Here is an 11,539-nt window from a genome sequence, read left to right on the forward strand (position 1 = left end):
CCGCGTCCGCCGGAGGACGCGTCATGGACCTCAATCGCCGCCATCTCATCGGAGCTTCGACCGCGGGCATCGCCGGCGCGCTCGCGATACCAGCCGACGCCGCGCGTGCCGCGCCGCTGACGTCGCTGCTCGGCCGCGATGCCACGCAATATGGCGTGCGACCCGGCAGCAGCGAGGATCAGACCCGCGCGCTCCAGCGTGCGATCGACGAGGCCGCGCGAGCGCAGATGCCGCTGGCGCTGCCACCCGGCATCTACCGCAGTGGGTTGCTACGTTTGCCAAATGGCGCGCAACTGATCGGCGTGCGCGGCGCGACCAAGCTCATCTTCACTGGCGGGGCCTCGGCCATCCAGAGCGACCGCTCCGATTCAATTGGGCTCACCGGTCTCACCTTCGACGGTGGCGGCATTCCGCTGCCGACGCGGCGCGGGCTGATCCACGTGCTCGGCGGGCGCGACGTCCGCATCACCGGTTGCGAGATCACGGGGTCCGGCGGCAGCGGCATCTGGCTCGAGCAAGTCTCCGGCGACATCTCGGGCAACATCTTTACCAACATCGCGGTGACGGCGGTGGTGTCGTTCGACGCCAGAGGTCTCAGCGTCTCCCACAACACCATCACCGGCACCAACGACAACGGCATCGAGATCCTGCGCACGGCCATCGGCGATGACGGCACGCTGGTCACCGATAACCGCATCGAGGACATCAAGGCGGGCCCCGGCGGCTCCGGCCAGTACGGCAACGCCATCAACGCGTTCCGCACCGGCAACGTCATCGTGCGCGGCAATCGCATCAAGAACTGCGATTACTCCGCCGTGCGCGGCAACTCGGCCTCGAACATCCACATCACCGGCAACAGCGTCAGCGACGTGCGCGAGGTCGCGCTCTATTCGGAATTCGCGTTCGAGGCCGCGGTGATCGCCAACAACATTGTGGACGGCGCCGCCGTCGGCGTCTCCGTCTGCAATTTCAACGAAGGCGGCCGCATCGCCGTGGTCCAGGGCAACATCATCCGCAATCTGATCCCGAAGCGGCCGATCGGCACCGCGCCGGATGACGATGCCGGCATCGGCATCTACATCGAGGCGGATTCATCGGTCACCGGCAACGTGATCGAGAACGCGCCGTCCTACGGCATCGTCGCCGGCTGGGGCAAATATCTCCGCGACGTCGCCATCACGGGCAACGTGATCCGCAAGGCAATGGCCGGCGTCGGCGTGTCCGTCGTGCCCGGCGCCGGCACCGCGCTCGTCAACAACAACATGATCTCGGAAACCCCGCGCGGCGCCGTAGTCGGCCTCGATCACGCGCGCGCGGTAACGTCCGACCTGTCGGTGGACGGCGCCCAGCGGTTTGCGCAATTGGTCGTCGGCGGGAATGCGGTGCGGCGGTAGCTGCCGTTCCTCGCCTCCGGCTCCCAAACGTTAGAACGCGTTCCGCAGCAGCGGGTACTTCGCTTCGAGGCCGTCGAGGCTGAAGGTGAACTCAACCAGGCGCTCGGGGGCGGCGACAATTTCGGCCGCCGGCGGGGAGAACTGCGGCAGAAGCGCCGCCATCGCGGCCAGCGCCTTGGGCGCTGCCATCGCGGGCGGCACCTTGGGCCCTGTCATTGCCACGGGCGCGGTGGGCGGCGCCATGGCAGCAGGCACTTCGAGCGGTGCCATCGGGGCCGGCGCGGCGACCGGCGTAGGCGGGGCTTCGGAGATTTCGGCGAGAACGCCCGGCTTGGGATCGAGCCTGACCGGCACGGCGGTCTCGGGGGCGATGTGCACGGCCTTCGGTTGCACGGTCTGCGCCTGCTGCTCGCGCGGAAACATGCGGGGCATTGTCGCCGGCGACCAGCCGAATGCGGGCGACACGCTCGCGGCCGCCGTGGCGACGTCAGCGCCGGTGGCAAGCGCGCGCCAGGTCTGGACCGCGAGCTTGGCTTCCTGGATGTTTTCGAGAAACGCGATCTCGGAGTGATAGCGGCGCCAGCGCCCGGTTTCGAACATCTCGGAGAGATGCACCAGCCGCTGCTCGGCGAGAGCGCACCAGCGTGCCGCAATGTCGCGGCCAATGGCCACGTCGCGAACAGCCTCTTGGCGATGTGTCATAAATCAGCCCGTCAGGAGAAAATACGGACGCGACGCAACGCACACGAATCAATTTAGACGCGACGTGAATATTTTGTGGAAAAGTTTTGACTTGTCCAGCAACGACGATGTTTTCGTCGCCAAACTCCGTAGTCGTGCGGAGATTCAATGGGATTTGGAGTCAAGCTTCGCACAAGCGTAGCGCGCTTGCGGCGTGCCGGCAGAGCGGTGGGGATGAGGGAGTCATGATCTCTCAACCGGAAGCTGATCTCGTGCAGGGCTTCGAGGAATCGGACGTCCGAAAAGAAAAGACCCGTCCGGGGGGACAACCGGACGGGTCGAGCCATATGGGCGCTTGGGGTGGATGGGCGCTCGCGCCTGATATGACTTATGGGGAGGGATAACCGCTCCCACATAATTTGGTCGTGGCAGCGGGCCGAACGTTCAATGCGGCGTTTGATTTTTCGACCTTCGCGCGGCGCGCAAAGTTGTCGCAGTCGCTATCGCGTCGCCGGACTATCCGCCTGAGAAACCGTGGCTTTATCCTCGGTGCTCGACAACGAAGGTTGCTCTAATGCGCGGATGCCAGGCCCGTCGCGACGCTTCTCGATATCTTCACGTTTTGTTGTACCGGACGCGGCTGCGACCGGCGTCGCGCCGGCGGCGGGAACGGCCATGACCGCGGCAAACGCGTCGGCCTCGCCATCGCCGAAGAGATCGTCGCGCCCGGGTGAACCGAGGTCACGCGCCGTCTTCGCCAGCGTCGTGCGCAGCGCTTCCGGCTTCAAGGCGTAGTTGCGCTCGAGCAGCAGCGCCGCGACGCCGGAGACATAGGCGGCCGAGAACGAAGTACCCGACGTCATCTGGTATTTGCCGTCAGGCGCGGGGAGGACGATATCGACGCCGGGGGCCGCGACCGCGATGTAGTTGCCACGGTTGGACGCGGTGAACAGCCTGTCCTGCTGGTCGGTCGCGCTGACCGCGATCACGTTGGGATTGGCGGCCGGATAGAGCGGCGGGGACTTCGCGCCGGCATTGCCGGCGGCCGCGATCAGCACCAGGCCACGCGCGGCGGTCGCGGCGATGGCCCGCTCGATCACCGCGTCTTTGGGGCCGGCAAAGCTCATGTTGACGATCTGCGCGCCATGCTCGGCGGCATAATTCAGCGAGCGCAAGATGATGTAGGACGAGCTCTCGGCCCCGCCGGTGGTGCCGCCGAAGGCGCGGATGGCGATGATGCGCGCCTCGGGCGCGCTGCCCATCAGCTTGGCATGCGCCACGATGGCGCCGGCAATTCCGGTGCCGTGAATGTGCGGGCCCTCGGCGATGCCGAGCGCATCGAAATTGTCGGCAATGGAATTGGCAAGTTCCGGATGTTGGACGTCGATGCCGGAGTCGATGACGGCAACCGTCACATTGGCGCCATGCGCCAGCGCATGTGCCTGCGGCAGCCTGAGCTTGGCCAGCGCATATTGCGCGGGATCTCCCTCGGTCGGCACCGACGATTTCTGGTCCTGGAGCATGTAGCGGAAATTCGGCTGGACCGAGCGCACGCTGCCGTCCGCCGCGAATTCGCGCCGCACCGTCGCGGAGGGCCGGCCGTCGGTGATGCGGAACAGTCCGAACGTTGCCCCGATCAGCGGAAAATTCTCGGAGGACACGCGGGTCAGGCCATGGCGGCGCGCAAGCTCATCGGCCTGCGTCGACGACAGCCCGGCATCGATCTCGGCAACGAATTCGTTGGCAAAGGTGCGCAAGTCCGCGGCGACGGGCGTGTTGTTGCCGCGCCCCCTCCCGGCGGTCTTCTTGCCCGATTTACTCGAGCCATCGCCGCCCGCGTTCTGCTGCGCCAGGCATTCGCCGGCGGCGTCGCGATAGGCCGCGGTACAGGCGGGATAGAGGTTCGGGGAGTAGCGCGCATAAGGCAGCACCGGCGTCGGCCCTATCCGCGCCGAAATCCTCGTCGTCACGATCGGACCTGGACCGCGGCCGACAGCCACCGCTCTGGCGGCAACACCGGGACTGACGCGTGCGGCGATGCCAGGTGAAATGGTCGGCATTCGGGAGGGGACGCTGATCGTGGGCGTGCGCATGATCGCCTGCGCCTGCGCAACCTCGACGCCGAGACAGGCGGCGAGCACAAGCGCGGCTGCGACCGACGAAGCCCAGGCCCCGGCTCTCACTCCATTTTCGGACTTGCGCGTCATCGGCTTGGAAGCGCTACGGCGCCGCGACGGCGAGGTTGACGAACTTCTCGCGCTGCATCTTGCCGAGCAGCGAGGCGAGTTCGTCCTGGCTCATCGCCTTGTCGAACTGGAGGCGGAACATGCCGCCCTTGGCATCACCGATGATCGAAGCCTGGTAGCCGTCGAGCAATGCCGTAATGTCGGCGACGCGCGCCTCGGGCGTAAAGCGCACCAGCGCGCGCGCCGGCGGGACGCTCGTGCCGAGGTCACGTGTGAGCGGAGCGCTGGTCGAGAGCGAAGCAGTCTGGAAGGTCGCAGTCTGGGTCTTCGTCAACACGGCGCCGATGATTCCGGCTTGCAGCACGAGCGCCATGGCGCCAAGGCTCGCCGACCAGGCCAGAGTGCGCGGCGACAGGCTCGCAAAGAAGGTGGCGATGCGCGCCGACAGCGGCAGCGAACCGGCCGCCCGCGCCGGCTCGGCGTCGATCGCTGCGAACAGCTTTTGCATCGCGCGCGCCGACGGAGCACCCAGGCTCTCGTTCAGATGAATGGTCTCTTCATACTCGCCGCGGATCGCGGCGTATTGCTTCGCGAGCTCCGGATCGCGCGCCAGCGCCTCGTCGACGCGGCGCGCATCGCGCGGGTTCAGCGTGCCGGCGGCGTGCCACGGCAGCAGCAGTTCAATTTCACCGGGCTCTTGCTCCAGCATCTTCTTGCTCAAAGCCATCATGGCCAGCCTCGCTCAATGCCGGCTGCCTTCAGCAGTTCGGCCAATTTCTTGCGCGCATAGAACAAGCGCGTCTTCACAGTGTTCTCCGGGATGCCAACGATTTCGGCCACCTCTTCCACGGATTTTTCGTGGTAGTAGACGAGATCGACGATTTCCCGATGATCCGGCGAGAGGCCCGTCAGACACTCCCGCAACGCTTCACTGGTATCCTTCTTCTGCACCGCCGTTTCCGGATTGTCGGACGTATCCTCGATCGCGTTCGCGGCGTCGTCGTCCAACTCAAAATCCTTCCTGCGCCGGAGCGCAGACAGGGCCTTGAATCGGGTAATGGCCAGCAGCCAGGTGGAAACGGCGGATCGGCCCTCGAACTTGCCGGCTTGACGCCAGACGTCGAGAAATACCTCACTGATGAGGTCTTCTGCCGTCTGCTCGTCCCGCACGAGCCGGAGGCCGAACCGATACACCCTGACATGGTGCCGCCCGTACAGCACCTGCATGGCGAGCCGGTCGCCTTGAGCGATCCTGGCGATCAGGATCTCGTCCGAAGCCGCTTGTGTCACGCTCAAAGGCCGTCTCGCAAGGTTGGTCGGGTCGATGCGGCAGACGGTTCGACGGGAGGGGTAAAATTCTTCAACCTACCGCAGTCATACGGGGGGCTGTGTGATCTACCCCACATACGCGAAATTTCCTGTTGCCACCCGCGGCTGGGCGCCTCGCTCAAGAACGGTAACATAGTAATGAAGCACTTTCCTGCGCAATGCCGTCCCAGCATAGACGGTCCGACGTGCATGGAACCTTAGCAGCCTAGCACGACATATGTCTTCCGAAGCCCTGCTTTGGCTCGAACGCGTCGCACACGATGCCTAATCGCCGGCAAATTCCTGGAGCGGTCGACATCCCGCGCTGCCGCGCTGCACAGCGTGGATTCGGTTTCGAAGGATACCAAACCTAAAGGCTTGGGACGTAGATTTTTGCGCTGACATCCACCATTGGCGGGACCATGAGCACGGCTGCGACGTCCTTTCCCGAGAGGAATGCCGCTGAGGCCGCGGATCTCGCCCTGACGACCGAGGCAGCGGCACCCGAAGTCCTGGCGCGCCGGATCCGGCAGCGGCGCCAGATGTATGTCGGCCAGGTGGCGAGCTACTCGCTCGGCGCCTCCGTCCTGCTGCTCTACGCCTTTGACGGCGTGATCTCCATGGGCGTTCCGTCACTGTTCTGGCTCAGCGGCCTTCTGATCATCAGTACCTTCACCGTGCTGTCGGAAGCGGGCTTCGCCGACCGGTTCGAGGATCATTACCTCACCGTCTTCCAGATCTCGGCGCATATGACGCTGCAACTGCTGTTCCTGCTCGCGGTGCCGACAGTCGGAGTCGCGTTCCTGGCCGTGCTGTTTCTGATCTTCGCCTTCGGCACGCTTCGCATGACCTCGAGTCAGGCGATGCTCACCTGGGGTCTCGCCACGTGCGGGCTCGCCTTGGTCTTCCTCGCCTCGGACTTGCCAATCGGACTGCCGGTTGCGACCCAGCTGCAACGGGCCGCTTCGATGCTGTGCTTCGTGCTGGTAATCGGCCAGTGCGCCTTCCTCGGCCTGTTCGGCGCCACGCTGCGCAAGATCCTGTACCGGCGCAGCATCGAGCTGAAGGCCGCCTATCAGCGCATCGAGGAGCTGGCGGAGCTCGACGAGCTCACCGGCTCCTACAACCGCCGCTGCATCATGCGGCTTCTCGACGCCGAGATCGAAAAATCGCGGCAGACATCGAAGCCTTGCGCGATCGCACTGATCGACCTCGACTGGTTCAAGCGCATCAACGACGCCCATGGCCATCCCGTCGGCGACGAGGTGCTGCGCACCTTCGCGATCACCATTTTCGCCAATATCCGCCCGGCCGACTGCTTCGGCCGCTACGGCGGAGAGGAATTCTTGCTGCTGCTGCCGGGGATGGACGGCGATGCGGCGTCACGCATGCTCGATCGGCTGCGCGGCATCGTCGCAGATCTGGACTGGAGCGCATTCTCCCCAGGTGTGCGCGTGACCATTTCCGCGGGCGTTGTGACGCTGCGCGACAACGATACTGCCGATACCTTTCTCGTGCGCGCCGACAGCGCGCTCTATTCCGCCAAGGCACAAGGGCGCAACCGCATTGCAACGAGCTGACCAATCCATTTTCTCCCGGCGCGACAGAAGCCGCTGCCGGGCCGACCGCTCCAGGACAGGGCAATGAGATCCAAATCCGCAAAATCATCCGAGAATTTGCTCGAGGAATTGCAAACCACGCTCTCGCACGGCACCGTTGCGCACCGGGTCGAGATGCTGCGCCGCGTCACCGATCTCTTCGTGGGCAATGCGGTGGATTATTCCGGCGACCACGTTCGTGTGTTCGACGACGTGTTCCAATGCCTGATCGAGCAGATCGAGACATCCGCCAGGGCGCTGCTTGCCGAGCGCCTCGCACCGATCGCGGCTGCGCCGCCGAAGATCATCCGCACGCTCGCGCTCGACGAGGTGATCGAGGTTTCCGGCCCCGTGCTGTCGAAATCCGAACGGCTGGACGAGGCGACCCTGATCGAGATTGCGCGTACCAGGGGCCAGGCCCATCTCAAGGCGATCTCGCTGCGGCGGGTGCTGTCGGAAGCGCTGAGCGACGTGCTGGTGACCCGCGGCGACGAGGACGTGGTGCAATCAACCGTCAGCAATCCGGGCGCGCAACTGTCCGAGGGAAGTCTCGCCGACCTCGTGACCCGCGCCGAGCGTGACGACGACCTCGCCAGCTGCATCGGCCTGCGGCCTGACCTGCCCCGCCATCATTATTTGAAGCTGGTCGCGAAGGCCTCCTTGGCCGTGCGCCGGAAGCTGGAGGCCGCGCATCCGGAGCTTGCGGACGACGTGTCCAGCGTGGTCCAGGAAGCGGCCCAGCGGATCCGCGCCGCCGCCATGACCAGGCAGACCGAGAGGGCACGGGCGCTGGTGAAGTCGCTGCACGAGGACGGCCGCCTCACCGAGCTCCAGGTCGCCACCTTCGCAGAGCAGGGCAGGTTCGACGAGACCAATGCGGGGCTCGCGGCGCTTGCGGGCGTCGCGGTCGAGACCGCCGAGACCATGATGATCGAAAGCCGGGTCGAGGGCGTGATGATCCTCGCCAAGGTCGCGGCCATGCAATGGTCGAGCGTCCGCGCCATCATCGCCCTGCGCGAGAAGCTCTCAGGCGGCTCGCAGACCGACATGCTGACGCTGCGCGACGCTTACGAGGCGCTGCGCAGCTCGACCGCGCAGCAGGTGCTGCGCTTCCACCGCATGCAGCAGGGTGCGACGCCGGCGGCGTAAAGCGGGCGAGCTAGTAGCGTAGGACCTTCGCCCCCGCCAGCGCGCCAATTGCCGTCACCAACGCGGTGGCGAGCGTGTACCAGGTCGCGACGAACAGCGGTGAGTCATCGGTGCAGTGCGAGGCGTACAGCGTCGCGGCGAGCCCGGCCGACACCAGGCCGGCGAGCGCTCCGGCGAGCGCGGGGTGCGACGGCGCGCCGTGGCGCAGGCCGAACAAGGCCCCCGCAAGCAGCGGCAGCGACATCGCAGGGATTGCGAACAGGCACACCCTGGAATTCTTGCCCATCAATCGCATCGTCACCGGCATGGCCGGCGCCATCATCGCCTCGCTGCCGATCGCCACCGCGAGCAGCCCGACGGGCAGCAGCAGCAGCCAGCCCCAGCCACGCAGCAAGGCTTCGGGACGCGACAGATGCAGGCTGACGATGATCGCCGGGATCGCGAGCGACAGCGTGACCGCGAACTTCATGTCGAAGAACGGGTTGCGCATCGCACTCATCACGTCGTGACGCACACCCAGGAAAGTGGCGAAGATCAGGATCGACAGGGGCGCGGCGACCAGCAGCGCCATGGTCAGCACCGCGCCGACGCGCGGCGGACGATGGGCGTTGTCGGCCGCGAGCGAGCGAATGAGTTGATCGGTATCCATGACTACTGCTCCCGCAGTTTGGCAGTCAGCGCCGCAAGTCCGCGATGCAGCGCGACCCGCACCGCGCCCTCGCTCATCGAATATTTCACCGCCGTGTCCTTGATCGAGGTGCTGTCGACCGCGATCGACTGCAACACGTCGCGCTGGCGTTGCGGCAGCGTCTTGAGCTGGCTGGCGACTTCGCCTGCCGAAGCCGTCTCCTGCGGCGCCTCGCCCGGCAGGATCTCGGCGAAATCGTCGATATTGACGAAGATCCGCCTGCCCCGTCGCCGCAGCATGTCGATCAGCTTGTTGCGGCCGATCGCAAACAGCCACGGGGCGAAGGGGGCTTCGCTGTCCCAAGTGTGCCGCTTCAGATGCACCGCCAACAGAATCTCCTGCACGATATCCTCAGCCTGGTCGGGAGGCTGCCCGGCCCGCGCCAGGCCACGCCTCGCGGCAGCGCGCAGCACAGGCGTGACCGCCTTCAACAGGCGATGATACGCCGCGTCATCGCCTGCCATGGCCGACCGCATCAGGCCGGTCCACTCGTCCTCACGTCCGCGCACGCGCGCCCTCACCATGCAATTCGGCCGCTCTTTCAGTTTGTTACGCCGGCAGCGGCAAGATCACGAATTCGTGATCTGTGCCTGGCCACGCGACCGAAGCGGCCGTCAGGATTTGCGACGGCTCTTAGCACCGATCGGTCCCGTTCGCACCCCGTGGCCAGTCGCGACGGCAGCGGTTTGCCGCGCTTTTGCCCAGTGTGGCCCGAAGATTCCCATTTTCTGCCCCGCTGTGGTCACGCCCCAGGGTCTCTGTTCGGTCCCGGGACGGGCGGAATTTGGGGAGATCGTCAACATGATGAAAGCCAGCGGGCGCGCGGCCGTGATTCTCCTGGCCGGGTTTTTCTTGGCCGGGCTTTTCGTGCTGTTCGGGGGCGTTGCACAGGCGGCGCCGGGTTCAGCCGCAAGCAGCAAGTCGGACAGTGCAGGCAAACAGGCCGACGCGGTCAAGCCTAGCAAGCAGCAGCGGCGTCACACGTCGCGCCACCGCGACAGCACCAAGACGGCGCAGAAATCCGACGACAAGGCCGACAAGAAGGACGCCGCGGCAACCGCCGACGAGGCGAAGGCCGACAATCGTGACATGCCGGCGTCGAGCCAGATGCCGCCGGAAGTTGCGAACGCCAATGCGCAGCTCGCGGCCGCCGAAACACCGACAGCAGCTGCCGCTTCCGCAATGACGGGCCGCGCCAACGACAACGTCCAGGCAGCGGCCGATAATACCGCCGCCCCGAACGCCGAGAGCCAAGTCGTCCCACCCGATCAGCTCAACGACATCGACCGCGCCCTGCAACGGGACAACGCGCCGGCGCCGAAGGCGGTGATTGCCGCAACCGAGGCGCAGCCGCGTCCGGCACCGGTGATGGCAAGCAGCCAACAGAGTTCGGCCTGGGACCAGAGCTCCCTGATCGGAAAAATCTTCATCGGCGTCGGCACGCTGCTGACGCTGGCCTCGGCCGCGCGCATGTTCATGGCCTGATTGTGGCCTGATAGCCGTCCGGAACGCGGACCTCGCCGCGTGTCCCGGGCGCTCCTGCTCCGATGGCCTTGGCGCCTCTTGAAGCCCACCGCACGAGCGGGCACATTGCCCGCTCAACCAAAAGCGTGGGTGGAGCATGAGCACGTTCGAACACATCATCGTCGAAAGCAAAGGCGCGGTCGGCATCATCAAGCTGAACCGGCCGAAGCTGCTCAACGCACTCTCCTTCGGCGTCTTCCGCGAGATCGCCGCGGCAGTCGACGATCTCGAAGCGGATGACGCCATCGGCTCCATCGTCGTGACCGGCAGCGAGAAGGCATTTGCCGCCGGCGCCGACATCAAGGAGATGCAGCCGAAAGCCTTCATCGACATGTTCTCGGAGGATTTTGCCGCGATCGGCGGCGATCGGATCGCGCGCTGCCGCAAGCCGACGATCGCCGCAGTCGCGGGCTATGCGCTGGGCGGCGGCTGCGAGCTCGCGATGATGTGCGACTTCATCATCGCCGCCGACACCGCCAAATTTGGTCAACCCGAAATCACGCTCGGCACCATCCCCGGCATCGGCGGCACCCAGCGCCTGACCCGTGCGATCGGCAAGTCCAAGGCGATGGACCTTTGCCTCACCGGCCGCATGATGGATGCAGCCGAAGCCGAGCGCAGCGGCCTCGTCAGCCGCATCGTGCCGGCCGACAAGCTGATGGACGAGGTGATGGCCGCGGCCGAGAAGATCGCCGCGATGTCGCGGCCCGCGGTCGCGATGGCCAAGGAAGCGGTCAACCGCGCCTTCGAGACCACGCTCGCCGAGGGCATGAGCGTCGAGCGCAACCTGTTCCACGCGACCTTCGCGCTGGAGGACCGCTCCGAAGGCATGGCGGCGTTCATCGAGAAGCGCAAACCGGTGAACAAGAACCGGTAAGGAGGGGAGCGGTCAGGCTGGTGTAAGGCTCTGCCGCTTTCCCGCAGAATCCCTGTGATGTACCTGCAACAAGCACGGAATACATGGGGGTTTCCCCCGCGGCAGTTTGCCTGCGAGACCTCGGCTGGTTAAAC

The 11,539-nt window shown here is 65.7% G+C and carries 11 protein-coding genes; 5 read left to right on the top strand and 6 right to left on the bottom strand.

The genetic code is table 11. From position 1 onward, the window contains the following. Nucleotides 1-23 precede the first annotated feature (23 nt). On the top strand, nucleotides 24-1,394 hold the full coding sequence (locus AC0L27_RS01435) for a TIGR03808 family TAT-translocated repetitive protein (protein ID WP_354206871.1): 1,371 nt from the start codon (nucleotides 24-26) through the stop codon (nucleotides 1,392-1,394). A gap of 30 nt (nucleotides 1,395-1,424) precedes the next feature. On the opposite strand, the gene AC0L27_RS01440 is transcribed toward AC0L27_RS01435, so the two are convergent. From AC0L27_RS01440 to AC0L27_RS01455, 4 genes are all read right to left on the bottom strand, one after another. Then, the gene (locus AC0L27_RS01440) at nucleotides 1,425-2,066 is read right to left on the bottom strand and encodes a TIGR03809 family protein (protein ID WP_354207341.1); all 642 of its coding nucleotides are present in this window, start codon (nucleotides 2,064-2,066) and stop codon (nucleotides 1,425-1,427) included. A gap of 509 nt (nucleotides 2,067-2,575) precedes the next feature. Beyond that, entirely contained in the window at nucleotides 2,576-4,282 is a 1,707-nt protein-coding gene (locus AC0L27_RS01445; RefSeq protein WP_473317865.1) for a S8 family serine peptidase, read from the bottom strand. 13 nt (nucleotides 4,283-4,295) lie between these two features. After that, nucleotides 4,296-4,991, bottom strand: a complete 696-nt coding sequence (locus AC0L27_RS01450) for a hypothetical protein (protein WP_275170645.1) — start codon at nucleotides 4,989-4,991, stop codon at nucleotides 4,296-4,298. Continuing rightward, nucleotides 4,988-5,557: a sigma-70 family RNA polymerase sigma factor gene (locus AC0L27_RS01455; RefSeq protein WP_354206875.1), complete on the bottom strand. Its 570-nt coding sequence runs from the start codon at nucleotides 5,555-5,557 to the stop codon at nucleotides 4,988-4,990. The genes AC0L27_RS01450 and AC0L27_RS01455 overlap by 4 nt, the downstream gene beginning before the upstream one ends. Before the next feature lie 434 nt (nucleotides 5,558-5,991). Here AC0L27_RS01455 and AC0L27_RS01460 point away from each other — a divergent pair, with 434 nt between their 5' ends. Further along, nucleotides 5,992-7,149 carry a GGDEF domain-containing protein gene (locus AC0L27_RS01460; protein WP_473317866.1) on the top strand — a complete coding sequence of 386 codons (1,158 nt, stop codon included), beginning with the start codon at nucleotides 5,992-5,994 and terminating at the stop codon, nucleotides 7,147-7,149. Nucleotides 7,150-7,212: 63 nt separating this feature from the next. Then, entirely contained in the window at nucleotides 7,213-8,316 is a 1,104-nt protein-coding gene (locus AC0L27_RS01465) for a DUF2336 domain-containing protein (RefSeq protein ID WP_473317867.1), read from the top strand. A gap of 10 nt (nucleotides 8,317-8,326) precedes the next feature. On the opposite strand, the gene AC0L27_RS01470 is transcribed toward AC0L27_RS01465, so the two are convergent. Both AC0L27_RS01470 and AC0L27_RS01475 read right to left on the bottom strand, forming a co-directional pair. Next, the gene (locus AC0L27_RS01470) at nucleotides 8,327-8,965 is read right to left on the bottom strand and encodes a DUF1109 domain-containing protein (RefSeq protein WP_354206881.1); all 639 of its coding nucleotides are present in this window, start codon (nucleotides 8,963-8,965) and stop codon (nucleotides 8,327-8,329) included. A 2-nt stretch (nucleotides 8,966-8,967) separates the two neighbouring features. After that, entirely contained in the window at nucleotides 8,968-9,513 is a 546-nt protein-coding gene (locus tag AC0L27_RS01475) for a sigma-70 family RNA polymerase sigma factor (RefSeq protein ID WP_354206883.1), read from the bottom strand. A 292-nt stretch (nucleotides 9,514-9,805) separates the two neighbouring features. On the opposite strand from AC0L27_RS01475, the gene AC0L27_RS01480 reads away from it, so the two are divergent. Then, nucleotides 9,806-10,489, top strand: a complete 684-nt coding sequence (locus AC0L27_RS01480) for a hypothetical protein (protein WP_275170640.1) — start codon at nucleotides 9,806-9,808, stop codon at nucleotides 10,487-10,489. Nucleotides 10,490-10,625: 136 nt separating this feature from the next. Next, a complete protein-coding gene (locus AC0L27_RS01485) occupies nucleotides 10,626-11,405 on the top strand; it encodes an enoyl-CoA hydratase (protein WP_354206885.1) in 780 nt (259 codons plus the stop codon). Nucleotides 11,406-11,539 lie beyond the last annotated feature (134 nt).

This window comes from Bradyrhizobium sp. Ken51 (genome assembly GCF_055807435.1).

What these genes read in the sequence shown, in the direction of transcription:
- AC0L27_RS01435 (WP_354206871.1), top strand. Translation starts at nt 24, where the DNA reads ATGGACCTCAATCGCCGCCATCTCATCGGAGCTTCGACCGCGGGCATC.
- AC0L27_RS01445 (WP_473317865.1), bottom strand. Translation starts at nt 4,282, where the DNA reads ATGACGCGCAAGTCCGAAAATGGAGTGAGAGCCGGGGCCTGGGCTTCG.
- AC0L27_RS01450 (WP_275170645.1), bottom strand. Translation starts at nt 4,991, where the DNA reads ATGATGGCTTTGAGCAAGAAGATGCTGGAGCAAGAGCCCGGTGAAATT.
- AC0L27_RS01460 (WP_473317866.1), top strand. Translation starts at nt 5,992, where the DNA reads ATGAGCACGGCTGCGACGTCCTTTCCCGAGAGGAATGCCGCTGAGGCC.
- AC0L27_RS01465 (WP_473317867.1), top strand. Translation starts at nt 7,213, where the DNA reads ATGAGATCCAAATCCGCAAAATCATCCGAGAATTTGCTCGAGGAATTG.
- AC0L27_RS01470 (WP_354206881.1), bottom strand. Translation starts at nt 8,965, where the DNA reads ATGGATACCGATCAACTCATTCGCTCGCTCGCGGCCGACAACGCCCAT.
- AC0L27_RS01480 (WP_275170640.1), top strand. Translation starts at nt 9,806, where the DNA reads ATGATGAAAGCCAGCGGGCGCGCGGCCGTGATTCTCCTGGCCGGGTTT.
- AC0L27_RS01485 (WP_354206885.1), top strand. Translation starts at nt 10,626, where the DNA reads ATGAGCACGTTCGAACACATCATCGTCGAAAGCAAAGGCGCGGTCGGC.